25 protein-coding genes are annotated in these 25,924 nt (G+C 54.9%); 4 read left to right on the top strand and 21 right to left on the bottom strand.

Annotated elements, in window-relative coordinates; all coding sequences use genetic code 11:
* Positions 1-35: 35 nt before the first annotated feature.
* On the bottom strand, positions 36-908 hold the full coding sequence (locus ACZZ0G_RS01345; protein WP_463555032.1) for a LysR family transcriptional regulator: 873 nt from the start codon (positions 906-908) through the stop codon (positions 36-38).
* A 160-nt stretch (positions 909-1,068) separates the two neighbouring features.
* Here ACZZ0G_RS01345 and ampC point away from each other — a divergent pair, with 160 nt between their 5' ends.
* Positions 1,069-2,235 (top strand): class C beta-lactamase, encoded by a 1,167-nt coding sequence (gene ampC, locus ACZZ0G_RS01350; RefSeq protein WP_463555033.1) that lies wholly within the window; start codon positions 1,069-1,071, stop codon positions 2,233-2,235.
* A 64-nt stretch (positions 2,236-2,299) separates the two neighbouring features.
* Here ampC and ACZZ0G_RS01355 read toward each other — a convergent pair whose 3' ends face one another.
* Together ACZZ0G_RS01355 and ACZZ0G_RS01360 are read right to left on the bottom strand one after the other, a co-directional pair.
* Positions 2,300-2,566, bottom strand: a complete 267-nt coding sequence (locus ACZZ0G_RS01355; protein ID WP_194935582.1) for a hypothetical protein — start codon at positions 2,564-2,566, stop codon at positions 2,300-2,302.
* 16 nt (positions 2,567-2,582) lie between these two features.
* Positions 2,583-2,873, bottom strand: coding sequence for a DUF6124 family protein (locus ACZZ0G_RS01360; RefSeq protein ID WP_371929249.1), 291 nt, complete (start codon positions 2,871-2,873; stop codon positions 2,583-2,585).
* Between the two features lie 513 nt (positions 2,874-3,386).
* Here ACZZ0G_RS01360 and ACZZ0G_RS01365 point away from each other — a divergent pair.
* Positions 3,387-4,520, top strand: coding sequence for an AAA family ATPase (locus tag ACZZ0G_RS01365; RefSeq protein WP_463555034.1), 1,134 nt, complete (start codon positions 3,387-3,389; stop codon positions 4,518-4,520).
* Between the two features lie 176 nt (positions 4,521-4,696).
* Here ACZZ0G_RS01365 and ACZZ0G_RS01370 read toward each other — a convergent pair whose 3' ends face one another.
* Positions 4,697-5,260 (bottom strand): DUF4174 domain-containing protein, encoded by a 564-nt coding sequence (locus ACZZ0G_RS01370; RefSeq protein WP_095114544.1) that lies wholly within the window; start codon positions 5,258-5,260, stop codon positions 4,697-4,699.
* Positions 5,261-5,468: 208 nt separating this feature from the next.
* On the opposite strand from ACZZ0G_RS01370, the gene ACZZ0G_RS01375 reads away from it, so the two are divergent.
* Positions 5,469-5,933: a GNAT family N-acetyltransferase gene (locus ACZZ0G_RS01375; protein WP_463555035.1), complete on the top strand. Its 465-nt coding sequence runs from the start codon at positions 5,469-5,471 to the stop codon at positions 5,931-5,933.
* Positions 5,934-5,969: 36 nt separating this feature from the next.
* Here ACZZ0G_RS01375 and ACZZ0G_RS01380 read toward each other — a convergent pair whose 3' ends face one another.
* The 4 genes from ACZZ0G_RS01380 to ACZZ0G_RS01395 form a co-directional block, all read right to left on the bottom strand.
* Entirely contained in the window at positions 5,970-6,296 is a 327-nt protein-coding gene (locus ACZZ0G_RS01380) for a hypothetical protein (RefSeq protein ID WP_463555036.1), read from the bottom strand.
* 7 nt (positions 6,297-6,303) lie between these two features.
* A complete protein-coding gene (locus tag ACZZ0G_RS01385) occupies positions 6,304-7,089 on the bottom strand; it encodes a sulfite exporter TauE/SafE family protein (protein ID WP_242207532.1) in 786 nt (261 codons plus the stop codon).
* 133 nt (positions 7,090-7,222) lie between these two features.
* Entirely contained in the window at positions 7,223-8,437 is a 1,215-nt protein-coding gene (locus ACZZ0G_RS01390) for an MFS transporter (protein ID WP_463555037.1), read from the bottom strand.
* Between the two features lie 176 nt (positions 8,438-8,613).
* A complete protein-coding gene (locus tag ACZZ0G_RS01395) occupies positions 8,614-9,363 on the bottom strand; it encodes a hypothetical protein (protein WP_463555038.1) in 750 nt (249 codons plus the stop codon).
* Between the two features lie 278 nt (positions 9,364-9,641).
* On the opposite strand from ACZZ0G_RS01395, the gene ACZZ0G_RS01400 reads away from it, so the two are divergent.
* Positions 9,642-10,790: an aldose epimerase family protein gene (locus ACZZ0G_RS01400; RefSeq protein WP_463555039.1), complete on the top strand. Its 1,149-nt coding sequence runs from the start codon at positions 9,642-9,644 to the stop codon at positions 10,788-10,790.
* Between the two features lie 143 nt (positions 10,791-10,933).
* Here ACZZ0G_RS01400 and ACZZ0G_RS01405 read toward each other — a convergent pair whose 3' ends face one another.
* The 13 genes from ACZZ0G_RS01405 to ACZZ0G_RS01465 all read right to left on the bottom strand — a co-directional run bounded on the left by ACZZ0G_RS01405 (position 10,934) and on the right by ACZZ0G_RS01465 (position 25,906).
* The gene (locus tag ACZZ0G_RS01405) at positions 10,934-11,329 is read right to left on the bottom strand and encodes a hypothetical protein (RefSeq protein WP_463555040.1); all 396 of its coding nucleotides are present in this window, start codon (positions 11,327-11,329) and stop codon (positions 10,934-10,936) included.
* 80 nt (positions 11,330-11,409) lie between these two features.
* Positions 11,410-11,673 (bottom strand): PAAR domain-containing protein, encoded by a 264-nt coding sequence (locus ACZZ0G_RS01410; protein WP_011333757.1) that lies wholly within the window; start codon positions 11,671-11,673, stop codon positions 11,410-11,412.
* Between the two features lie 198 nt (positions 11,674-11,871).
* Complete coding sequence (locus ACZZ0G_RS01415) at positions 11,872-12,189, bottom strand: hypothetical protein (RefSeq protein ID WP_150693835.1); 318 nt, start codon at positions 12,187-12,189, stop codon at positions 11,872-11,874.
* A 400-nt stretch (positions 12,190-12,589) separates the two neighbouring features.
* Complete coding sequence (locus ACZZ0G_RS01420; RefSeq protein ID WP_463395565.1) at positions 12,590-13,096, bottom strand: DUF4265 domain-containing protein; 507 nt, start codon at positions 13,094-13,096, stop codon at positions 12,590-12,592.
* A gap of 193 nt (positions 13,097-13,289) precedes the next feature.
* Positions 13,290-13,886, bottom strand: a complete 597-nt coding sequence (locus ACZZ0G_RS01425) for a hypothetical protein (RefSeq protein ID WP_463395564.1) — start codon at positions 13,884-13,886, stop codon at positions 13,290-13,292.
* A 417-nt stretch (positions 13,887-14,303) separates the two neighbouring features.
* A complete protein-coding gene (locus ACZZ0G_RS01430; RefSeq protein ID WP_463555041.1) occupies positions 14,304-14,672 on the bottom strand; it encodes a hypothetical protein in 369 nt (122 codons plus the stop codon).
* Between the two features lie 202 nt (positions 14,673-14,874).
* A complete protein-coding gene (locus ACZZ0G_RS01435) occupies positions 14,875-15,357 on the bottom strand; it encodes a DUF4265 domain-containing protein (protein ID WP_463395562.1) in 483 nt (160 codons plus the stop codon).
* 324 nt (positions 15,358-15,681) lie between these two features.
* Positions 15,682-16,410, bottom strand: coding sequence for a hypothetical protein (locus tag ACZZ0G_RS01440; RefSeq protein ID WP_463395561.1), 729 nt, complete (start codon positions 16,408-16,410; stop codon positions 15,682-15,684).
* A 216-nt stretch (positions 16,411-16,626) separates the two neighbouring features.
* Entirely contained in the window at positions 16,627-17,058 is a 432-nt protein-coding gene (locus tag ACZZ0G_RS01445) for a hypothetical protein (RefSeq protein WP_463555042.1), read from the bottom strand.
* Positions 17,059-17,083: 25 nt separating this feature from the next.
* Positions 17,084-17,635: an Imm15 family immunity protein gene (locus ACZZ0G_RS01450; RefSeq protein WP_463555043.1), complete on the bottom strand. Its 552-nt coding sequence runs from the start codon at positions 17,633-17,635 to the stop codon at positions 17,084-17,086.
* A gap of 387 nt (positions 17,636-18,022) precedes the next feature.
* Positions 18,023-18,373, bottom strand: coding sequence for a hypothetical protein (locus tag ACZZ0G_RS01455; protein WP_463395558.1), 351 nt, complete (start codon positions 18,371-18,373; stop codon positions 18,023-18,025).
* Positions 18,374-18,377: 4 nt separating this feature from the next.
* The gene (locus tag ACZZ0G_RS01460) at positions 18,378-23,003 is read right to left on the bottom strand and encodes an RHS repeat-associated core domain-containing protein (RefSeq protein WP_463555044.1); all 4,626 of its coding nucleotides are present in this window, start codon (positions 23,001-23,003) and stop codon (positions 18,378-18,380) included.
* Positions 23,000-25,906, bottom strand: a complete 2,907-nt coding sequence (locus ACZZ0G_RS01465) for a type VI secretion system Vgr family protein (protein WP_463555045.1) — start codon at positions 25,904-25,906, stop codon at positions 23,000-23,002. The genes ACZZ0G_RS01460 and ACZZ0G_RS01465 overlap by 4 nt, the downstream gene beginning before the upstream one ends.
* Between the last annotated feature and the right edge of the window lie 18 nt (positions 25,907-25,924).

Consider the following 25,924-nt stretch of genomic DNA (forward strand, 5'->3'; position numbering starts at 1 on the left):
TTTCGCGAGCAAGCTCGCTCCCACAGGGTTTTACGCTAGACGGAAGCCTGTAACAGCCAATCCTTGAACGCACTCATCGCCGCTGTTTCAGGCCGCGACTGCAACCGCGTCAACCAGTAACTCCCCGTCGTAATCTCAATCGCAAACGGCTGACAAATCGCATCCGCCGCCAATTGCCGGGCGAACATCAGCGGCGGCGCCAACGCCACCCCGCCACCCTGCAACGCCGCCTCCATCATCGCCAGCGACGAATCAAACACGATGCTCTGCGGCGGAGCAGCCTGCGTTGCCAGACCGGCCGCCTGAAACCATTCCGGCCATTCATCCGTACGATAGGAACGCAGCAGCGTCTGTTGCAACAAATCCCCCGGTGATTGCAGTTGCCGAGCGATTTCCGGCACGCACAACACCGACAGCGGCGCATCGAGCAAACGCGTCGCTTCGATGCCATGCCACGCGCCAGCACCGAAGCGAATCGCGTAATCGAGCCCTTCTGCCGCCACATCCACACGGTTGTTGTTGGTCGACAGCCGCAAATCTATGAGCGGATGTTTCGCCTGGAAGTCTGCCAGCCTCGGCAACAGCCAACCTACGGCGAAGGTGCCCACCGCGCCGACGGTCAACATTTCGCGATACTGTCCGCCGGCGAGGCGTTCGAGGATCTGCGCGATGTGATCGAACGAAGTGCTCAGCACCGGCAGCAAAGTTTCGCCCTCACTGGTCAGCATCAGCCCACGGGGCAGGCGTTTGAACAGCGTGACGTTGAGTTGCGCTTCCAGGCTTTTCACCTGATGGCTGACCGCCGCTTGCGTGACGCACAGTTCCACGGCGGCGCGGGTGAAGCTCAAATGACGCGCGGACGCTTCAAAGGCGCGCAGTGCGTTGAGCGGCAATTGCGGTCGAATCATGCCAAGTTCCAAATTTTTCTAATGGCTCGTGCGAGTTTTCGTCGTTTGTCGATTGGCGTCGCGCTGGCTAGATTGGCGGCGCTGATCAGTTGCCCAATGAAGAAATCGCCCGCAGTGTAGCGGGATAACGTCATCAACACTCATGGAGAGTGGTTCACTCATGCCATCCATTCATTCAAACAAAGTCATTTCCTGCGCCGCTTTCGGCCTGTTTTTCGGCGCCTCGTCCTGCATGGCTGCCACGCCCACCGACGCGCAGTTGCAAGCGCTGGTCAACGACGCAGTGACGCCGGTCATGCAACAGCAGAACATTCCCGGGTTGACCGTGGCGCTGACCATAAATGGCCAGCCGCATTACTTTAACTACGGGGTTGCAGCAAAAGGCACCGGACAGAAAGTCAGCGAAAACACCTTGTTCGAAATCGGCTCGGTGAGCAAAACCTTCACCGCCACCCTCGCCGGTTATGCCCAGGCCACTGGCAAACTCGACCTGTCGAGCAAAGCCAGTCAGCTCTGGCCAGAATTGAAAGGCAGCGCGTTCGACAACATCACGGTGCTGCAACTGGGCACCTACAGTGCCGGCGGCTTGCCACTGCAATTTCCGGACGACGCGGATTCGTCTGACAAGATGCTCGGCTATTTCCAGCAGTGGAAACCGGTTTATCCGACAGGCAGCCATCGCCAGTATTCAAATCCAAGCCTTGGGTTGTTCGGTTATCTGGCGGCGAAGAGCCTCGGCGAGCCGTTCGATCAGGCGATGACGCAAACCCTGCTGCCGAAACTCGGTTTGCAGCACACCTACCTCAGCGTGCCTGCTGCACAAATGAACCTGTATGCGCAGGGCTATGACAAGAATGGCAAACCGGTGCGCGTCACGCCCGGCGCCCTGGATTCGCAGGCCTATGGCGTGAAAACCAGTGCCGTGGACATGCTGCGTTACGTGCAGGCCAACCTGAAACCTGAAACGCTGGAAGCGTCCTTGCAAAAAACCATCGCCAACACGCACACCGGTTACTACACAGTCGGCGATATGATTCAGGGTTTGGGTTGGGAGATGTACCACTACCCGATCAGCCTCGATCGCTTGCTGGCGGGCAACTCGACGGAAATGGCCATGCAGGCGCACAAGGTGCAGTGGCTGAATCCGCCGCAACCACAACCGGAAGAGGTATTGATCAACAAGACTGGCTCTACAGGTGGCTTCGGGACTTACGTGGCGTTTGTGCCGAGCAAGGACGTGGGCATTGTGATCATGGCTAACAAGAACTTTCCGATTCCTGAGCGGGTGAAGATTGCCCACAAAATCCTCAGTGCTGTCGCCGATTAAAAGTTTCGCGTCAGGCAATAAAAATGGGCGTCCTTTCGAGGTCGCCCATTTTCGTTTCAGCCCTTTAAAGCTGAGCCTGCAACTTCCAGCCGATGACATCCATCAAGTCGCAACTGTCACGCAACGGGATCGCCATCACCCGGGCGAAATCCTGTAGCAGTAATGCGTCGTGGCCCTTGCCGTCACCCAACGCCAGGGTCTCCATCAATTGCGTCACACAGCGCAAACGGTAAGCCGCTGTGCCGTGCAGCACATCCACGGGTGCTTCGCTGTCGATCAACAGACTGGGAATCTTGCAGTCGATCCCGGTAATTGGAATGTATCGCGCCATGTATGAACCTCCCTGTTCAATGTTGCGTTGCCGCCGGTGGATCGAGATTGTCCAGCGCACGGTTGACCAGCAACTCGCCGAGCACAGCCAATTGCTGAATCGACAAGGCAAGGCTGCGCGGTGAACCTTGAAGTTCTGCGGCCAGGTCGGTGGTCAGGACATTGAGTGAAGCGAGGGTTTCGCAAGCGTGGCAGAGCAGCGTGGGCGTATCGATATCGGGGAGGATGGTGAAGAGGTGGCTGATGGGATCGGGATGATGCGGGTTGCGTAAGCGGGGGTTGTTGGCGTCGAAGGATCCTGAATCCATGGGGGATTCGGGAGGGTTTGGCGTTGGTTTTTTCATGTATGAAGTACCGTAGTGAATTGTAGGAAAAACTACCTTTCTCACTTCCACATGAGGGTGGCAGCTGTACGCAGGTGTGGAAGACCAGGCCAATCCACCAAAACCCGGCGCACTCGAAAGTGCCCCTGCGCACAGCCGCCAAAAACGCGGCGATGTTGACATAAATAACGTCGACATGCGCTTTTGAGACATTGATGGATGTAACCGACAACCGGACTTCCACGTCCGACCACTGTGTTTTGCAGCGGCCACAGAAGACTATCCCTACACCGCCAAGCCCACCAGTTCACCACCGCCGCCGCGACTTGCAGGAAAAATCCGCGGGACCTGAAGGGCATTTGTGTCAGATATTTCCGCAGGCACATGCTGCAACGACTTTGGGTTAGCGAATGAATTTGTTGTATCTACACTGCATCAAGTCAATCTTTGAACGAGGATGGCGTCGGGCAAAAAAACAGTCATTCGAAGGACGCAGTGATGGAAATCAAAAGTTTGAAGCTTACGGATGTCGGACATTTTGGAGACATGGATATTCAGTTTGCGCCTACCCTGAAACACCGCTCGAACATCACGGTGCTGATGGGAAACAACGGCAGCGGAAAAACCACCATTCTTAAATCCCTGAATATTTGTCTGAGCTGGCTGATCGCAAAAATTCGCTCCAATAAAGGCAATGGCAAATACCTTGTCGATGAAGACATTCGCAACGGCGCCTCAGGAGCCGTCCTTTCGATTGGCATCACCGACGTTTCGCACCCGCGCGCAGCTGACAGTGATGCGGGTTCCGAAAACGAATTATTCGTATGGGGCGCTGCCCGAAGTCGACAAGAAGGTACAGCCTCGGGCCTTGGATATTTAAACGAAGTCAGACTGCTTGCAGACCACTACCGCACTCAACTCACCGCCGACGATAACGCCTCACTCCCGCTGATCGCTTATTACCCAGCCGAACGTTGCGTTCTCGACATCCCGCTTGAAATCACCAGCAAACAAGGCTCTGATCAACTCGACGGCTATGACACCAGCTTCAACGGTGGCGCCGACTTTCGCGGTTTTTTTGAATGGTTTCGTGAACGTGAGGACAGCGAAAACGAGGATGGGATTTCCGATACCGCACTGGCCGAAATGGCGGAAAAATTCGGTACTGACAGCGACGCCTGGAAAGCGCTCTTCAATTTGAAAGCCTCCACTCGCGATCGCCAATTGACTGCCGTGCGTTCGGCTCTGACTGCGTTCATGCCGGACTTCACTAACCTGCGCGTACAACGCAAGCCCCATCTGCATATGGCAATCGACAAGCATGGCGCGACATTCAATGTCACTCAGCTCTCGCTTGGCGAAAAGTCGATGATTGCGTTGGTGGGTGACATGGCCAGGCGTCTGGCGATGATGAATCCATCAATGGACAACCCGCTGCACGGTGACGGCATTGTTCTGATCGACGAGGTGGAATTGCGCATGGATCCGCAATGGCAGCTCGGCTTGATTGCGCAATTAAGTGCAACCTTTCCCAATTGCCAGTTCGTGTTGACCACGCGTTCACCACTGATCATTGGTGATACCAAAGGTGTGCTGGTTTACCTGCTTGATGATGGCGATAGCAGTGAATAGACAAGTTGCTGTGAGGGCGTCAGTGTCCGCAAATATGCAGGTAACGGAATAAACATTGTAGGAGTGAGCCTGCTCGCGATAGCGGTGTATCAGTCAACGCTGATGGTGACTGATACACCGCTATCGCGAGCAGGCTCACTCCTACAGGGAGAGTTTTTTATTCAGTGAGTATGCAATCAGTCATCCGGCATTTCCGGTGGCTTGGCTGGTTTCGCAGGCTTGGTCGGCTTCGCGTTCTTCGCGCCTTTTGCCGGTTCCGGCGTAGCAGCCACCGGCGCTTGAGCCGCAGCGGCCGCTTCCTTCTCGGCCATTGGCATGGCATCGATGGTGTCGAAAATCTTCTTCAGATCCACCGCTTTCGCTTCGTCCCCCGAGGCCGAAAGTTTGGTCTCGCCGTCCTTGCCCACCAGGAACACTTTCGGATACGCCCCGGCACCCAGCTTCAGCGAGCGCAGCAGCGCCATGGTGTCTTGCTGGCCCATATCTTTGCCGTCGAGTTGGCCGGACATGTTGAGGATGGTGTAGACCTTGATGTTGCGGTCGGTGACGCCCTTTTTATTGGCGGGATCCTCCAGCGACTTTTTCAGCGCCACCCACACGGGGTCGACGGTGCTTTGTGCGATCACGATCAGCGGTCGGGCGCGGCCCATATCCCCGGCGATGGGTGAATCGTTGTCAGCGGCGAACAAGGGGCCGGCAATCGCCAGCAAGAGTGTCAGGGTCAGTGACCTGATGAGCATGCGCATCTCCTTTTGATATCCACGCTCTAATGATTGCGCATCGTGGCGATTGTTCCGGGCCAACCCGGCAAATATCTTCCGCCTAGTCAGAAGCTTAGGACAGGCGCGACATTGCGCAACATATCCGAGGTGATCGCAACGCGGATTTGATTACCTTTTATGACCGCATTAGGGTGGTGATTCTGCCAATGGAATGGAGTTCCCCCGCATGTACATCGATTACCTGTGCGATCACCCCGAATTGATCGAAGAACTGGCCACGCTCAATTTTCAGGAATGGGGCGAGTTTCGTCCCGGGCAAACCGTCGAGGACCGTATCGAACACATGCGCGAATCCTGCGGCAAAGGTGCAGTGCCCAGTGTTGTGGTGGCACTCGACGGTTCACGTTTGCTGGGCGGTGCGCTGCTGATCGAAAGCGATCTGAAGCTGCGCCCGAACCTGACGCCATGGCTGGCCGGGGTTTATGTGAAGGCTGAGGAACGTGGGCGCGGGATTGCTTCGCAACTGGTCAATCGAGTGGTTGCAGAAGCGGCGGCGCTGGGCGTGCCCGAGTTGTATCTGTATACCGACACGTCGCAGTCGCTGTATGCGCGACTGGGTTGGGAAGTGCTTGAAGAGCTGGTCTACGACGATTTGCCGGTGACGGTGATGAAATACGTCATTCAGCGCTAACCCGTGGTGAGGCGGCTCGCGACAAGCCGTGCCGTCTCACTCCAACGCTGAATCGAGCGCCGAGAGCAATTGCGAAGAGGCGACGGGTTGTCCTCCGAGCTTGAGTTCACCACTGCCGAGTTCAACGCTCAACCTTACCGACGCCCGATCACCCGGGTATTTGCGCAGCACCAGTTGGATGCCATTGGCCGTCTCGTCGGCGGTACCGAGCAAATCCCACAGACTCTCGCTCAGATCCAGCAGCACTTTTTGCTGCTGCAGATCGACCACCCGCGGCGCATACAGCCAATGGCTCATGCGCATCTCACGCGGCTCGACGGTGATCGCGAGACGGCCTTCGCAGTGGACAGTGGTTTCACTCATGGCCGGATCAGAACGCCAGTTTGTAACCGATCAACACCAGCATCGTCGCCAGGCACGGGCGCAGGACTTCATCGGAAATGCGTCCGGTCAGGTGGCTGCCGAGCCAGATGCCTGGCAGCGAGCCGACCAGCAAGAAGCCCAGCACGCCCCAATCCATATTGCCCATGCTCGCGTGGCCAAGACCGGCGACCAGCGTCAGTGGTACGGCGTGGGCGATTTCGGTGCCGACCAGACGGCGGGTCGGTAGCAACGGATAAAGGATGAACAGCGCGACAGTACCGAGGGCGCCCGCACCGATCGAGGTCAGCGCAACCATGGTGCCGAGGACCAGACCGGTGATCACGGTCATCACGTTCAAGCGCGAACCGCTCGGGTTGTAGTTGCCGCCGGCGCGTTTGTGGGCGAAGTCGAGCAAGCGCTTCTTGAAGAAAATCGCCAGCGCCGTGGCGAACAGGACGAAGCCCAGCGCTTGTTTGATGATGGCGTTCATCGCGTCCGGCGCGGTGTGCAGGGTGCTGAGGAACCACAGGGTCATCGCCACCGCCGGCACGCTGCCGAGGGTCAGCCAACCGGTGATGGCCCAGTCGATGTTTTTGTTTTTGCGGTGAACGAGGACGCCACTGGATTTGGTAATGGCGGCGTACAGCAGGTCAGTGCCCACTGCCGTTGCCGGGTTGATGCCGAACCACAGCAGGATCGGCGTCATCAACGAACCACCGCCGACACCGGTCATGCCGACAATAAAACCCACCACCAGCCCGGCAATCACCAGGCCGAAATTTGCCAATTCCATTAAACCGTCCAGAAAAACGACAGGAAAAATCTGGCCCGCAGCATAGCGATTTTTCTAATAACAACATATATCGATGCGGTCTATCGTTATGCCATATCGACCTCACCACAGGGTCAAGTGGTGGTCTCCAGAGTTAATGCACCCGCCGGCCAGGTTTAAAGCTATGGGTTTTATTGATCCACACCGTGGCCAGGGCAATCAGCGACAGAATCAGCAGCGCCCACGGAAACGACATCGCCCCCGCGCGATCCAGCAACAAGCCACCAAACAAGCCGCCACCGGCAATCGCCACGTTCCACGAAGTGGTGAGCATCGCCTGCACCACATCCACGTGTTCACCGGCCGAGTCAGCCGCCGAGGTCAGCAGCAAGGTAGCCGAACCGCCAAACGACAATCCCCACACCGCCATGCAGGCATAAATGATCAGCGGTGACGGCGCAGCCAATGCCAGTACCAGAGCCGTCAGGGCAAACACAGCGAGGCTGATCAACGTGAGCCAGCGCAACCAGCGATCCACCAGCATGCCGATGATCCAGATTCCCACCAGCGAACACAGGCCAAACACCAGCAACACCAGATCGACCCGGTCAGCCAGACCGGCCTGCATCAGAAACGGCGCGATGTAGGTGTAGAGAATGTTGTGCCCGAGCATCCACGTCAGCACCACGAACAACACCGGCCGCACGCCCGGTAGACGCATCGACTCAAGCAGCGGCAGACGCTCATCACTGCTTTGCCCCGGACGATCCGGCACCGCGACGACAATCCACGCGGCCAGCACCAGAGCCAGCGCCGACATAATCCCGAACGACGCACGCCAGCCGATCAGATTGCCCAGCCACGTCCCCGCCGGCGTGCCCAGTGACAACGCCACGGGAGTGCCGAGCATGGCAATCGCCAGCGCCCGCCCCTGCTGATGCACCGGCACGATGCCCCGCGCGTAGCCGGCCATGATCCCCCACGACAGCCCCGCCGCCATCCCGGCGAGGAAGCGCGAAGCCAGGGTCAGACCGTAATGGCTGGAGAATGTGGTGACAGTGTTGAACAGCAAAAACCCGCCGACCGTCATCAACAACACCCGGCGCCGTGGCCAGCCGCGCGTGGCCACGGTCAACGGAATTGCCGCGACAATCGAACCCAGCGCGTACAGCGTCACCAGTTGCCCGGCGAGTACTTCGCTGACATTGAGCCCGGCGCCGATTTGCGGCAGCAATCCGGCCGGGAGGGTTTCGGTGAGGATGGCGATGAAACCGGTCATGGCGAATGCCAGCAACGCGGCATAGGGCAGTTTGTCCGCACGGGCGGTGCGGTCGACGCGGCTGAAATCGGCGCTGGCGGGGTCGGTCATGACGGGTGCGGCTCCATTTTGATCAATAGCGGTGACGGATTGTATACAAAAATAACCTTCACTATTCGATCAATGTGGGAGCGAGCTTGCTCGCGAATGCGGTCTTTCAGGCGTGGAAGTTTTGACTGATCCACCGCTTTCGCGAGCAGGCTCGCTCCCACATTGGTGCTCTGCACTCATTGCACCGGCAGGAAATTCAAAAACAACAAACTCTGCGCGTAGTTGAGGCCGATCCGCCGGTAACGCTCATCCAGCATCTGCGTGATCAGGTCCAGTCGCGCTACGATTTTGCCGAACTCGGTGGCGAAGCTCAGGTTGCTGCCCTCCTCCGAGATCTCATTGGAAAACAGCAGCGGCTGGCCTTCCTTGTTCTGTCGCTGGGACAAAATCCACGTGGCTTTTTCGATATTGCGTGCAGCGTTGTGAACGAACGTCGGGTTGATCGCGTCCGTCATATAAAACTCGGTGCGATTGCCGTGGGCGGTGACCAGCATGCTGCCGATGGCATAGATGAACGCGCCGACGCGATCGCCGAGGAACTCCGGACTCATCGCATAGCTGAGCGCCGCCAGATCCTTGCGACCACCCAGCACCGGCAGCGGCTGTTGCTGTTCGATGGCCAGGCGAACCTGTTTCACCGCGGCATGGATGTTGAGAAAACCCGAATTGCGCAGCTCATCCGGGTTGCGCAGGTACAGCTTGCCCTGCAAACGGTAAAGACTGCTGAGGTTGTCGCGCATCGCCAGCGTGGCCATGCGGTCGACGCTGGTCTGCAGGAACTCCTGCGGCTTCCCTTCACGCATCTGATTGAAGAAGCCGTTGCCGTCCTGATGGCTGCAACCACTGAAAAACAGCGACGACAAACACGCCAGCAACAGGCACGGGCGGCGGAAAAAAGCAGCGATCAGGGCAAAAGCTCTCGGCATGAAATCTCGAACAGGCACATTCCTGTGCGGCGGGAGTCACCGCATCCTGGCCATGGATAGAGCCGCCGATTGCGAAAAAGTGCAGTGCGCCGAATGCCCGGTCGTCATTCCACCGCCTCTCACTTGTAATTTAGTCTGTCTTTATTGTTGAAATAAACGATTCATCAGCTATAAATTTGCACTTGTTGAATATTTAGTATGACTACTTTGTTTTTCGGTGATTGACGTTACCGATAGAACGCCGCTTTCGAAAACAACAACAAAAAGGAAGGTCAACCATGCTTCAATCCCGTCACCTGCTCTCCGGCCTCGGACTGTCCCTGATGATCGCCACCCTCTCCGCCAACGCGGCCGGCCTCAGCGCCGAACACAAAGCCTTCGGCAAAACCAATGACGGCACACCCGTCGAGCAATACATCCTGCGCAACAGCCACGGCATGCAAGCCACCGTCATCACCTACGGCGCGACCCTGCAATCGCTGAAAGTCGCCGACAAGCACGGCAAGTTCGACGACGTCGTGCTCGGCTTCGACGATGTGCAGGGCTACCAGAAAGGCACCGCCTATTTCGGCGCGACCATCGGCCGTTTCGGCAATCGCCTCGCCGAAGGTGCGTTCGAACTCGACGGCAAGCGCTATCAAGTGCCGCAGAACGACAAGACCAACGCGCTGCACGGCGGCACGCTGGGCTTCGACAAGAAAGTCTGGAAAGCCCAGGAAACCAAGGACAAGGACTCAGTCGGCGTGACCCTGACCTATCTGTCGGCGGACGGTGAAATGGTTTTCCCCGGCAATCTCACCACCGAAGTGACCTATCGCCTCACCGACAACAACGAACTGCGCATCGACTACAAGGCCAGCACCGACAAACCGACCGTGCTCAACCTGACCAACCACAGCTACTTCAACCTCGCCGGCGCCGGCAATGGCGACATTCTCAAACAGGTCGCCACCCTGTACGCCAGCCACTACACCCCGGTCACCGCCAAACTGATCCCGACCGGTGAACTGGCGCCCGTAGCCGGCACGCCGATGGACTTCACCAAAGCGACGGCGATCGGTACGCACATCAAGGCTGATCATCCGCAGCTGAAATTTGCCGAGCCGAAACAGGGTGGATTTGATTTCAACTGGGCGCTGGATACCAAGGGTGACATCGGCAAAGTTGCCACTGAGGTGAGTGATCCGCAGTCCGGACGTGTGCTGCAGTTGTTCACCACGGAACCGGGCGTGCAGTTCTATACCAGCAACTTCCTCGATGGCACGGTCAAGGGCAAGGGTGGCAAGGTATATCCGCACTGGGGCGCGTTTACTCTGGAGACTCAGCATTATCCGGATTCACCGAATCAGCCTAACTTCCCGAGTACACGCCTTGATCCGGGGCAGACTTACAGCCACAGCGTGGTGTTGAAGTTCTCCGCCAAATAACCTGCCCGTTGCACCTGATCGTTCCCACGCGCAGCAAAGGCATGCAGCCCGGGACGCTCTGCGTCCCTTCGCGAACTGGAACGCGGAGCGTCCCTAGAGGCATTCCGTTGCTGCGCGTGGGAACAATCAATCATCAGGGATGATTACAGACCCACACGCTCCAATCCCTGGCGCATGCCTTGATCCGCCTGCTCGCACCACTGCTTCAGCGTCAGACTCGGCGGCAGATTGGCCTCCAGGTTTTTGTATTGACCATCGTCCAATACTTCACCCTTGCGACCATGGGCCTCGTTCTTATCGCCGTCGCTCTTGTCCATCTGCCCTGGAATACCGGCAACAAACGCCACCATTTTATTGGCGTTCGTAGCGCTTTCAGCTTCCAGGAAACCTTTGTCAACGCAATGGTAAATCAGCCCGGACATGTTGCGCCCAGTGTCGTACATCCCTTTCAACGTAGCGGCGTCCGGTCCTTCTGCATGAGCAACATTGACGGTGCCGAGAGCGGCGGTCAGTGCGAGGATCAAAGCGGTGTTCTTCATGTTTATTCCTTTAATGGATGAAGCCAGGTTGTTTACTTGCAGGATTCATAAGGGCGAACGAAGAGCTCACCCTCGCGGATTCAACTGACCACCGCGCCTTTCGGGCCACTGGCAATCAGCGCGGCCCCGCAGGCGGTTTTCATGCCGTCCAGCGCGATGGGCGTGCCATCGACGGTGTAAGTGCTGCTGCCTTCGGCAATCGGAAAAATGCCTTTGCACAGAGGACAGCTGACCTTGTGACCAACCCCGGCGATGGGCTTGCCGTTGAGGTCGGTTCGGGAGAAAGCTTCGAGGACTTTGCCACCGTGAGTGGTGGAGTCGCCCAAGCGGATTGCGTCTTTCATGTTGTCATTCCTTCGACTACGAGGGTTGACTGCAGCCCCGATCAATTTCGCGTCTTTCGGCCACCAATGGCAGAGAATTTTATCAGAGGCAGGTTGCGTTTAATCAACCTTCAAAAACGTGGCCTGCCCCTGATACATTTCATGAATTTTTAGAAATTAAAAAGTGGCTATTCGGCTGCAATTTGACCGAGAATCAACCTACACGCGGAAGGCCTCATTTAAGCCAACCTCTTCATCCTCGTCCCCATCTTCAAGACACCTGAAATTTCTTCCATTGAGTGCTGTTTTAAGTAGGGCGTACAGTTCTGCTGATTGGAAATTCACTTGGAGCCACAGGGATTCATCATCCCCATAAATGAGACGAGTATCGTAAGCCCCACTGCTATTCAACGAGTGATCCTTCAAATAAAGATCACCGTCGCCCGAGCGAACACAAGCACTACTAGCTTTAACAATGTCGATGACATGCTGAGCTGTAGAGTTGTCGTCAAACACCAATTTGTATTCATAACTCATGATCCGTGTGGTCTCCCTCGGACAATTGGTAAATCGGCAGGATTACGAATGCCAATGTGAGTTTTATTAGGATCGGTGGAAACTTTACCCTCATCATCCAGTTGATGATTGGACGGATCCTGTTTATGGATGTGCGCATTGTTGCCAGATTTGTGAGGGTAGGTATTCAAGTTTCCGTACTTGTGAACCCTGACCTCTGAACCGTCTGCATGCTTCCAGGTTTCGTTAACCCCATTGTCTTGGGTTTTCGAAAATCCGGCGCTGTTCAACGTTCTACCGGCGCGAGGAATACTTTTTTACTGGGACAGACTACGTTTAGTTAATTACAAAAACGCAGTCCACCTCCGAAAACGCTCTTTATCCCGAGCTGTCTCCATGACCCACTTTAGGGGTTACTCAATCAATGAGCCAGTAGTGGTAAAGAAGCCAGTGACAGGCACTCCCCTAGACGAGATGATTCAATATGTGAGTGCTGCAGACAAGCATCCTCATATGCAATATTTTCCCCATCAGCAATATCAAACAAATATCTGTCGATCGCGAAAAAATCACAATCCGAGGGGATATCCACTGCAAACAGCGACATTTCCTGACTAACTGAGCACGAGGCACCCAACTGATGAAGATGAGCGATTACTTTACTTTTCTCTTCAGTATCACTGGCAAAAACTCTGACAGTCGAATGGCCACCCTGTTTTGTGACACGCACAGCTATCATCTCATCGCCACTGGACTTTACCTGCACGGAATCTCCCTTACTAACGCCATAAACGTAATAGGGAGTATTGTCTAAGGTATAGGTGCCATCACCGGCATAGATGCCCCAAATAGTTTCAGCGGCGACCGGGGGATAATCATCCTCGTCAGGCGTCAACTCAAAGAAAATCTTGTGAAAGGTACCTTTCATTCTATACGCTCAGGGTGATAAGCCGACTAGACTTTATTAGGCAAACCACGCTTAAGAAACCTTCAGAAACGTGGTCTGTCCCAGAGCAGTTTTACAGCCGCGCTTGCTATCTTCATCAGTTTGCTAACATCAAGTCTTGGTAACTCGCGGTACAGCAAAGGTTTCCCGTCATGGTTGCTTAAAAACCGTTCGACTATCCTAATTGGAGAAAAAAGCTACCGCACCCGGTTCCTTCTTTCGCTAAAAAATCATCATCTAGGAAAAGATAGCCCATACCGTCCGACAGTATGCCTTTGTTGTTGGGAAGAGAAGCATCTAAATCCCCGCCATAAATAGACACCCGCCTGCGCCCAACACTTGATGATATGGGTGCCTGCAACCAAGCATCTATACCATCAAGTTTAGACGCCAAATTTTCATCATCATCAGAGTCAGGATTCAACGAAAGCTGAACTCTTCTACAATCGATTATTTTATTAGGTGCTTCATTCCGCTCTTCGCTTGACCGGGAATACCCTACAACTACTGCTTCGGACACTTCATTAAGAGCTCTTAGCTTTCTGTAATGTCCTACCTCTCCCTGTAGGTAAGGAATAAATATTGAAAGCCAAAAATCCTCATCTACTAGCGCATCTGAAAACCATGTGCCCGGAAAAGAGATCAAATGTGTAAGGGGCTGTCCATCAGCAGACCGAGGCCAAACCACATTACGCGGCAGATAGGCTCCTCCGCCTACATATGCATCAGCTTTCGTAGGTGACTCTCGTATAAAAACCAACTCATTAAACATCCGTATCTCCCCTTATTTATTAGTCACAGCAGCAGTTAAGCGAGTTTACATATTGACCAGACCGTTTGCGCAGACGCCTAGCCTGCGAAGCTGATATTCCCGATTGACGGATAGCTCCTTGCCAAACGTCCATTTGCCGTTTAGAACGGTTTACCCGTTGTAGGGTCAAAATCAAACTCATTAACGCCCAGGCCTAGATGCGTTCGCGCTAAAGTGGTTTCGTTCGAGTGAATCGCATCATGTCTTGTGGGGTCAACTGCAATTGACGGATTCGCTTTATTACGACGCCTTTTATTCGCACATCCCATCTGGACCAGAGATTCATGCCTGACTAGCTCACACCATTTACCGGGACAAGCTACGTTTCATTATTATTTTCAAACACAGTCTCCCCCTTAGGGAACTTTCCGTGAGCCATCAGAAACCAATGTACTTGTAATACACCATTAGCATCCCATTAACTTCGGAAACCTCAAGGTGAAGAATCGCTTCACCGGGTGCGCCATCAGCAAAAAGAACACATTCTGACCCGATCGCTTTTTCATTAATTTCATACACATCAATGTAAGGTCGACCTTTTATGCTTAAATCAAAAGCTTTTTCTTCAGGCGCAATGGATATCTTGGTGTCTTTAACGAAATAATCTTCGATACACTCATAAATCTCATCAGCAACCGAGCTGGATATTCCAAAATTTTGCTCAAGCGTAGACGAGTCACGTCGATCGATGGCCTCTACGAGCAATTTGGTCTTGGCATAAGCTTGGTGATTAATGGGTGCACTCATTTATCGACCCATCTCTTGGAAGGTGTTGAGGTACTGGCACCCACGCTGGCTTTAATCCCGGCGAAGTAGCTACGAGCCTGGAGTGTCGTTTTTACCGGGCAGACTACGCTTAATTAACTCTCAAACGCAGTCTATCTCCGAGAACTTTATTAATTAAAAACAAGCTCGAGCAGATGGCTGTAAGCTATTCACTAATCAGCCGTCAGCTATCCAACCACCAGTACAAAAGCGTCTCATCACTGTCATCGTCAAGATTTTTATAGACGTTCGCATAATAATATTCGACGCCGGCTTTTTCACGAAACTTATCAAAAAAAGCGTTGATTTTCTCCATTCCATTCTTTGCAGGGATAGCTAATGCTAACACTCCCTCGCATAAACCATCTAATGTACCATCTAACTCTCGAATGACATCATTCTCAAGCGCAGTTACATCCTCCGGGGAAATATAGTCTGCATAGATTTGAATACAGAAGTTACCACCTCGCTTTAGTACCTCTGCAGGTGCATTTTTATCCTTAATTGAAACAATATCTCCTCTCGCCAGATTTTGCGCTAACCCAGGCGATGAGAGTAGCTCGTAAGTATCTTCACCAATTTGACGAGCGAGCAGTTCCTCACGGACTGCGCCATCGTCGTCTGCCATATATACCTGAATCAGCACAGGTGATTGCTTATCTTCCATAAGGGGCTCCACAGCTTCCACGTTCAACACACGACATCCCTTCCTTGACGTAACCACTATTCCCTGCGCTAAGGTTACACGATGCTCCCTCAAGATCCACGTTGACGTCTTCCAGGTTTCCTCCTTTTGAGGTGGGCACATTCTTGTGTCCTAAGTGCATATCGTCTGGGTTAGTTGTGGTGTGTTGGCAGCGCCAGCATGTGAAAACGCCGGTAGGTTTGTTTTCAGCAACTTTTCTCTCTCGACAAGCTCTCTGCCCTGTTCGAAATCCGCCACTAACTTTACTCGCCGAAACTTATCAGTAATCCGCCAGTTAAAAATTCTTCATTCGTAAAACTGTTTCATAGTAGGCCTGACCAGCTCTGCGTAACCCTTATCGATTTTTTCCATTTCCAAGAAAGCTTCATCTTCAATGGCCTTAATCAGGCTCATAAAGTGTTTTCTTGACAATCTTTCACTCCAGACATTCAGGTAGCTTAAAGAAAGCGGCGAGTTGTAAAGATCGTTAAATATCGCACAGATCGCGTCAGGAACGTCTTTCATAATATTTTTTATGTATTTGTCCCACTCGGATGATGAATACTCCCATCGCTCATGAATTTCTTCCCAAGCAAGATCTGTTTCTGTGTCTAAAGGCACTTCCATAAGCTGAGCCTGAATGACTGCCTCGATTAATTCGTCAGAAATTTCAATCTGGAAGTCATCGGTATTCAACCAATATGTTCTGGCAGACACACTCTTTATAAGTTGAATCGAATTGGCGCTCTGGCTTAGTGCTCGCTGGCTAGCAATTGAGTCAAGCTCAGCAAATCTTCCAGAAATTGAATCGCTAAGCACTGAGAGCTTTTGGACAAAATCGTTTTTTGTCTTATTTATTCTTTCCTCTCTAAAATCTGCATCGTAGTAATAGTCAGCATCTCCATTCATTAACTCCAGAGTCGCCACTCTGGCGATATTCTTTATGCCATCAAGATTATCAGCAAAACGTTCCCCTAAGAGCATTGCTGAAAAGCAGTCGGTGCTCGCAATAAAAATAATATGATCAAAATTCATTTATCGGCCCGCTGGAGCTGTAGGGATCTTTGTATGATTGGTGCATGCCGTACAGACAAAAGTGCACGTTCACAGACGTAGTGCACGGTGCGACCTGGTTCTCCATCGCTTTGCGTCGGGCTGCGTTCGAAGGTGAGTTTGTCGCCGTCCCAGCGTAACCGGCAAGTTACGCCTCACAGCACCACTACACTGCTCCCTGCCTAGTGATCTTTAAATTCATTTAAATTCAAAATACTCAATCATCATTCTCATTGGCATCGTCATATCTACTTTCAAGAATCCCAGCACCTCAAAAAACCATGAAAGATTGTCTCCCATTACAGAAACATCATCTTCATTATTTGACAGCAGGCAGATAGCTAACCGCGCCAGTAATACATCCCTGTCTTGAAAGTCTCGTATTGCGCCTTTCTCATCGAGTTTTGCCCACCAAAACGCAGCCTCAACCTTACAGGTTTCAATGGGGATCCTGCCATCCACATAGTCCTTAGCAAGACGCAAAGGATCATTCTCGCAATCAGAGAATTTGATATCCAATGCATCCACAACCTTTACCAAAAATCCGATCTGCTGCTTAAGCGCGTCGAAATTATCTGCTGGACGAATAATCGAGCCAACGTTATATCTCTTAAAATCAATTGAATTCATCCCAGCTTTATTCACCCATAGCGCTTTAAGGCCTAAGACTTCGGAAGCTCGACTTGCCAACCCTATTATCTACCTCTTTGGGTACGACAAAGACCCTAATAATTTCCTCATCACATGCGGAGTCATAAAATCTACTTTCATAAAAATCGAAGATAGCTTCACCACCTACTTTATGAAATTTATTTATTACCTCTTTCATTTCTTTCGACACGCCTCTTGCGCTTTTTTCTTTTATCTTATCGATAAATCCAATTGAAGCCGCCCCGGGATAAACAAAAATATTGGGGATAATAATCTCGCGCTCATCCACTCCATAAAAATCCGTAAAAGTTATGGCATAGAAGCTACACTTGTCCGTTTCGCGCATTATCTTTATCAGATTCATCAGAAAGATAGCGACCCCCGCCAGCACTTCCGAAACCTTATCGTTGCTCATCTCTTTTTTTAGAAAATCCAACCGCTTGTATCTAGACACAAGCGGTATCTCTTCGAAGCTCTCGTAACTCTCAAAGAATACACCCATATCTTTATAGGGTTCTTGGCTTATAATTTTTCTATAAATTTCAGCCAGCATCATTTAAGGGTTGCTCATCCGGGATAGTTCAACCACTCCAAGTCTGATCGAAGTCTTCGATAGACGCCCGGTCGCTATGACGTATTGATACCGAGTCAGGGTGGCCATTCATTACCGTGCTAGACGTTGAACTTTTGGTAATATCTCTCAAAGATTCAAAAAACCCGGTCTGTCCACGAACAATTCAAGCTTTCGAATCAGGCAAACCACGCTTAAAAAATCTTCAGAAACGTGGTCTGTCCCAGAGCAGTTCGTCAAGCTTGATATTCTGATCACAATCGACTGCAGTACCATGATTGGTGAAGCCTCTTAGTCTTTTCATAACTTGCCCCCCTACACTCACGTTTTGTAAACATCAAAAATGGTGTGCCCTGAAGGGGTCCAGAAGAGTTATTGCGCCTTGATCCACGCGGAAATCATTTTCTTTATTTCATCCATCAAGGATAGATTTCCGAATATAACAAGCTCACATCCCGCCTCCTTGTCTTGATACGAGGAAAGCTCATCAACCTCCTCGTCTAATACTATTCTAAGAATCTGACCACTCACCTCATTTCTTACAGAAAAAATTGGATTTCCGTCCATGAACGGCGTGCCGTTTGAAAAGAATGTATTGTAATAAGGTGCTTTAAATATTTCACTAGTGACTTCGTTTTTCTGAACCTCTAGATAAAAGAATTTATAAAAATCCTGCTCTAGTTGAAAATAGCTGTCTTTGTTGCTCAGGTAGTCATCAAACATTTCTCTACTCCACAAATGCTTTGCCAGTAATCACTTCGATATCAACGCGCTCACTTTTGGTATCTTTTACTTTGAACGTCTGACTGATATGCGCATCCGCTCCGCCGCACTTAGCCGCATTGTCAATATATTTGTCCGCCTTCTTGAATGCGTCCTGTCGGGCTGCGAGGTCTTTTTTATTGAGCTTTCCTTTCAACTCCTCAAGCTTTTTCTTAGCGTCGCTAGCGGTCAGAGGCGTATCTTGGTTCCATGCGACAGACTCTTCAAGCTTGGCACCCTGAGCTTGAATACGTCCTCTGTGGGCTGCCAATCCTAAAGGATCGACCCACCCCATAGGATTCGGGGCATACTGATAAATATTTATGCCACCCTCATAACTTATTGGGTCCTTACTGATGAACCGCCCAACCCCCGGATCATAGTACCGATACCGGTTGTAATGCAGCCCCGTCTCATGATCGTGATACTGCCCCTGGAACCGTATCGGGTTCATCACGCCATGTTGCCGCGCCCACTCCGAACGCTGCTCCGTCACCTGCCCCCACGCCTTGTACTGCGCGGTCCAAGCCATGTTGCCTTGCGAGTCCGTCAATTCCTGCGGCGTGCCGAGGTGATCACACTGATACCAGGCCAACGCATCAAACGGTAAAGCCGTTGCCTTGTGATTCCACACCGGGTCGTCATCGAGGCTGTATTCACCGCTGTAATCCGGCAGCCCCATCAGATCGATCGGCGCGTGTCGCACAGCCTGTGCAACAGGGACAAAAGTCCCCGGTTCAAAGACGTAGTGCACCGTACGACCCGGTTCGCCATCGCTTTGCGCTGGGCTGCTTTCCCAGGCGAGGTTGTCGCCATCCCAACCATACAAGGTAAAGCCGCAGCCAAGTTCGCGCTGTTTGCGGGCGTGTTCGTTTCTGTTCCAGAGAGAGCCTGCTTCTGGACGCTGTTTGTAGTGCGCGCGGGAGTTTTTGTGCAGGCGGCGTCCCAACGCGTCGTAGGCAAAATCCACGCTCAGGCGCGGGTCTTCGAAATGCACCAGTCGATCAAACAGGTCCCAGCGCAGGTCGCTGCGTTGGCCGTTGTGCCAGCGCTGAATCTGGTTGCCGCGTTCGTCGTAGTCGTAGTGGGTGCCGGCGTATTCACGCAGCAGGTTGTCCACGAGTTTGCTGCGCGGTGGGGTCAGGTCCAGCGGGCGGCGAATCTCTGTCGCGTTGTCGTCGAGCAGGTTGCCGGCCGGGTCGAAGGCGAAGGTTTCCACGCCTTGACGTGTGGTGGCGCTGAGCAGTCGGCCGACGGGATCGTAACGATAGGCGAGCGGGCCACGACGGCTGTCGTTGATGTCGGTCAGTTGGCCGGCGGCGTCGTAGCTGTATTCGCGTTTAAGCAGTGTGGATTTGTCGTCGCTGCGTCCCAGCAGTTGTTCTTGCAAACGGCCGGCCGGGTCCCAGCTTTGGGTTTGCAGCAGGTGGTTGCCTTGATGGCGGGCGACTTCGCGGTGCAGGTCGTCACGCTCGTAGCCGATTAGTTCGTGTTCATCGAGGCGCAGGCCGAGCAGGTGGCCGCTGCCGTAAGTCAACCAGCTGACGCGGTGGCCGTCGGGGCGAACGCTGGCGACTCGTTGGTTGAGCACGTCGTACTCGTGCTGCCAGATCGCGACGGTAGGTTTTTCCAGACCGAGGTAATGTTGGTGTTCGCGCAGCAGATTGCCGGCCGGGTCGTGGAACCATTGCAGGCGGCTGTCGGCGTTGTCGGCCAGCACCAGATTGCCGTTGCCATCGTAGGCAAAGGTTTCGCTTTGCGACTGATCGCCCAGAGTGGCGCGACGTTCGGTCAAACGGCCCATCGGGTCGAAGCTCAACGAGATGACGCGTTGGCCATTGATCGATTGGGCGAGGCGCCCGGTGAGCGGGTCGTACTGATAGCGTGTGCTGCGGCCATCGAAACCGCGCTCTTCGAGCAGGCGTCCGACCGGGTCGTAGTGGAAGTGCGCGCGTTGTTCGTTTTCGTTTTCCAGGGCTGTTAACCGTCCGAGACGGTCCCAGCGATAGCGCAGGGTTTGTTCGGCTGCGTCGATGCGTTCGGCGATCAAACCGGCGGCGCTGTAGCTCCACGTGGTGCAACGATCAAGTCCATCAACGTGCGCCAACAACCGACCTTCGGCATCGCGCTCAAAGCGCTCTTCGGTCTTGTCCGGGTGCTTGATCAACACCAATTGGCCGGCCTTGTATTCGTATTCGGTGGCGTTGCCGGCGGCGTCGGTGAAGCAGATCATCTGCCCCAGTTCGTTGTACTCCCAGGCGCTGGTTTTGCCCGAGCAATCGACGTACTCGACCAGTTGCCCGGCGTCGTTGTAGTCCAACGTCTTTTCGTTGCCGTTGGCGTCCTTGATCGCGGTGGGCTGGCCGGATTTGTTGTAGGCGTATTCGGTTTTGTTGCCCAGCGGATCCAGCGCTTCGACCAGGTTGCCTTGGTCGTCATAGGCGCGCTGCCACTGACCGCCCTCGGCATCGCTGATCTTGATCAGCAGATCCTGATCATCGTAGGCGTAATGCATTACCGTGTGGTCGGCGCGGATGTGTTCGAGCAGGTTGCTGCGTTCATCGTAGCTGTAGCGATCGGTGCTGCCGTCGGCATTCACACGGCGCACGATGTTCTTCGCCTCGTCGCGGAAGAACCACTCCGAACGCTCGTCGGCGTAACGGATGCGGTAGGTGTAGCCAAGGATGTCGTAGTAGTGCCAGGTCTCGTTGCCGAGCGCGTCAGTGACGTAGGTCAGACGGATGTTTTCGTCCCAATCCAGACGCGTGTCGAAGCTGCCGTCGTCGGCCCATTCGCGCACGGCTTTGGCCTTGGCGCTTGAACCGTCCCATTGCAGGTTCATGCCGCGCCCGGTGCGGTCGGTGTAGCGGGTGATCAGGTGATGCTGGAACTGATACGACCAGACGGCGCCGTTCTCGTCCTGCGCCTGAATCAGGTCGCCATAGGCGTCGTACTGATAGGCGCAGAGCTGGCGCAGCGGTTCGCCGTCAACGATCTGCCAGAGGCCGATAAAACGCCCGTGATCGTCGATCATCGTGCCGAGGTGCAAATGGACTTTGGTGAAGTCGTTTTCCTGATAGGTGATCAGGTCGGAGAGCACCGAGTGTTCGCCGTGTCGATGCTCGTAATGCAGCATGATCCCGGCGCCGTTGCGCAGAGAGATATTGCTCAGCACAAAGCGCTGGCCACGGCGGACGTAAGTTTCCTTGCGCTCGAAACCACGGCACAGCAACAACTGATCTTCGCTGTTGCGGACCAGGGTGATGTCTTCGATGGCGTCGTAGTGGAACAGGCCGACTTTAGGCAACGGATAGCTGTGGTCGCGGCCGTCGGCGCCGTAGAACGTCAGGCCATCGTCCACGCAGTCAAAGCGTGTGGTGAATTCGCTGATCCAGCGAGCGCCGAGGTCGCTCTGATCGTAAGCGTCGAGGCGTGAGTTGTAGGTGCGCGTCCATTCGACCGGGAAGGGGCCGGGCAGGCTTAAATCGGTATGGCTGAGGCTTTCAGAGCCTATGGCGAAATTGATGCTGTATGGCGTGGCGCATTTACAGGGACCTTTCTCCGGATTGGGCGCGCCTTTCGCCGGAGCCTGTTGGCCGTTAGAGGCCAACTGACCCTCTGATGCCGTACGCTTCGCCTGACCGGTCTTGTCCGGGTGGACCGCGGCGTTCTGCCCATGGGCATTGCGCTTGCGCCACAAGGTGACGGCACTGGAGAGGATCAGCAGCAACCAGCCGATCGAGTTCTGCACCGACTCATCGTCGAGTTTGCTCAACTGCGTGCGCAGCTCCGGGCCCATCGCGCGCAGTTTTTTGGTTTCGTCAGAAACGGTTTTTTTGAAGTCATCGGGGACAAGGTTTTGCGCCACGCTGTTGGCCAGGCCTTTGCCTGCCGACTTCAGGGCGCTGTTGGCAGCCCCAAAAACATTGCTGAATGACGCCAGCGGATCATTCTTGAATTGATCGGCTGCGGCGCTCGCCTGGGCGCTGGCTGCATTCAGATCACCTTTGGCATCCAGATTACCGAACGCCACCGCTTCGATGCCTATTGCAATCTGATCAATGATTTCTTCGCCGAGCTTGCCAGCGTCCGCCAAAATGCCCGGTAACTTGCCTTTGGCTTGCTCAACAAAATCATCGAGGGTGCCGATAATCGAGGCGTTCAGGTGACCGACCAGCACCTCGATCACGGAAGTGCTGAGCAACAACTTGCCGCTGGCCCTCATCTCCTGACGTACCAGAAACAGCGTCGGCCGCAGGGTCATGCGCGCAGCGGCCATCGACGGCGGCAAAGGCAATACGCCAATCAGGTTGATACCCAGGCTGGCCCAAGCGAGCAAGTCGCGTTGCTTGGCGTTCGACAGGGTGACGATGTCACCCAGCGCATCGACCAGCGCCATGATGTTGCCCACCACCGGCAGGAAGCCGGCGTAGTTCTTGATTCGATCAAGCGTGACCACGCCGTCAGTGGCCGATTGCAGCCAGGCATCAAAGGTTGCCGCACTGCTGGCGACGTCCTGAATGTCGATGGCATTGAGTGGAACGATGGCAACCTGAGGTTCACGTTTTACAGCAGCTACTTCAGTAGTCATGACAGCATCTCACCCGCCAACAGGCCCGGGGTTTTCAAGGAAGGTTTTGGAAGCGTTGGCGCGGGAAGCGTCGGTAGCTGTCCGCCCTTGCTCGCGGCGCCGAGGATGCTCGACGCACTCGGCAACGCCGCACTCGCCAGCTTCGGCAACCCGGCCACCCCGCCCTGCACCACACCTTTCACCTGCTGCGCCGTTTGCATCGCACCTTGCGCGGTCTGCATTGCGCTCATCCCTGTTTGCGCCATGTCCTTGCCCTTCTCCAACATGTCCCAACTCTTGCTCGGCAAGACCTGCGCGACCATCGCCTGCACCTGACTCGGCACGTCTTCGGCCCCCGGCGGATTCAACGGCCACTCCGGTTTGCCGATGTAGCTGCCGTCGCTCCAGGTATCCGCCGGATCCTTGCCGAACAGCACGCGCGCAGGCCCCGGTGCGGCACCGGCGACACTGGCGAAGCCCTTGCCGTCGAGCTTGCCTTTGATGCTTTTGCCCAGGGCATCGATGACTTCGTAATCGCCTTCCTTGATGCCTTGACGCCCGGCGTACTGGTTGAACAACTCCAGATTGCCCTTGCCCGGTTTCGGCGGTTCCGGGAATACCCCGGCGAGACTTTTCGCCCCGGTGTAGGCGAAGTTCGCCGCGTGCGCGGTGTACGGGCCGCTGGTGGCGTGGGTGATGCCGCCGGCGTTGTAGGTGGTGGCGCTGCCGCCGCCCTGGATCACCAGTTCGGTTTTCGCGGTAATGGTGATGCGGTCGGCGTTGGCGGTGATGTTGAGTTTGGCCAGCAGGTTGATGCTGTCCTTCAGGGCACGCACGTCGATGTCGCCGGAGGCCGCGACCAAGCGCCAGCCCATGCTCTGCACGAACAGGCGCATGCCGCGACTTGCGCTGGCCAGCAGGCGTTTGCCGATCGACAGGCTGGTGTGGCCGGTGCTGCTCAGCGCCAGGTGTTCGCCGGTGGCGATGTGGCTGGAGCGCGGTGTGGTCAGGGCGATGCCGGCGGGACTGGCGAGGACCAGATGCGGCTCGGTGAACTCGGGGAATTCGTTGGCGGTGAGGTTCGCTGGACCGCTGCCGAGCACGCCTTGATGCTGGGCGTGCAGCGCCTTGGCCACGTCGTCCTGGTCGCCCGCCTCCTGGGCTTGCAACTCTTTGGCTTGCACCGCAAAACCGTCTTGCTGATCGCTGGCGGTGGCCAAGCGCTCGGCGGTTTCCGGCAGATCTTTGTGGTGCTTGGATTCGTTCGGACGCGGCTCGGTGGTGATCAACAGACCGGCGGCCGCACGCACCGCACCGTGGCGGTCGGTTCTCAACTCAAAACCTTCACCGCGCGGCTGACCACCGCTCGGGCGCGGATGGGTCAGGTAACCGAGGTTGATCGCACTCGCACCGTGATCACTGCGCAGCGCGATGCTGATCTCGCTGGTGGTGTCGTCGATGCGCAGTTCGTTGGCACGGCTGCCTTTGTATTCCTTGCTCTTGACCGTGGCCAGGGTCTTGAAATCCGGCAGCTTGTACGGCGGCAGATTCGCGCCGTGGTACAGGCAACCGGTGATCAGCGGCTGATCGGGATCGCCTTCGAGGAAGGTGATCAACACCTCCATGCCGACCCGTGGAATGTTGATCGAACCGAAGGTTTCCGCCGCCCAACTCGACGCGACGCGCATCCAGCAACTGGTCATGTCGTCGTGTTTGCCTTCGCGGTCCCAGAAGAACTGCACCTTCACCCGGCCGTACTGGTCGCAGTAAATTTCTTCGCCCTCGGGGCCGCAGACCACCGCGCTTTGCGTGCCGAGGACTTTCGGTTTCGGGTGATCGAGCGGCGGACGATACGGCACGTCCCACGGAATCGCGCTGAAGCGGTTGCGGTAGCCCTGGTGGAAATCGTCCTTGAGGTCGGTGGTGTCGCTGGTCACCGACTCTTCCAGCACCTGCGGCTGCTTGCCTTCGTGGAAGATTTCGGTGAGCAGCCAGAGGTCGTTCCACGTCGGGTTGGCGTGGTCGGTCAGGGCGAGGAAATGCCCGCTGACCAGAATCGGCTGATCGCTGTTGCCCTCGGCCAGACGATAGTCGCTGCGATGACGTTCCAGTGCGCGATTGGCCAGATGCTTGCCACGCTCGCGATCGACGAAACGGCCCGGGTAATCGTAGTCTTCGAGGTCCGGCTGGGCGCTGCTTTTGGCGTCGCTTTCCAGCTCGATCTTCGGTTTGACGAAGTCGTAATCGCGGCGCGTGGTGCGGCTGGTGCGGGTGGCCAGACGCAGGCCGAAGCGCTTGACCACCGGTTTGTCGGCGACCAGTCCGGAGTCCTGCTGATAGGCCACTGGCGCGAGTTTCGGGAACACCGTCTGGTCATCACCGAAGGTCAGCTTGTGGCCGCTGGACGTGTGCTGAAAGTGGTAGTGAATGCCCTCTTCTTCACACAAGCGTTGGATGAAATCCAGGTCCGACTCGTCGTACTGCACGCAGTAAATGCGCTCGGGATAAATCGCGCTGAGCTGGAAGTGGTAATCGCTGGCGAGGATGCCGTGTTCTTCCAGGACCTGGCTGATGATCTGCTGCACGGTCATCTGCTGGAAGATGCGTTGGTTGACCCGGTGCGCTAGGTACGCCAGTTGTGGGCGCAGGGAAATCTTGTAGCGGGTCAGGCGTTTGCCCGCCTCGCCCTGAGCGATGCTGTAGACCAGCCCGTGGATGCCCGTACCGGTTGGCGAGAGCTGAAGAAACGCCAGTTTGTGCAGCACGCTTTCGAGGTTGATCGAGGCCTTTTCGCTGACCAGTTCCAGCTCGAATTCGAATGGCGTGTTGAGTGCCTCACGACCGGTAAACGACAGCACCTGGAAATCGCTGTCGACGCCATCGACGGTCAGGTTGAAATGAGGCTGGTTGGCCGGTGAGAACATCCCTTGTTCCTCGCGCAG

The organism is Pseudomonas sp. AC169, assembly GCF_979258515.1.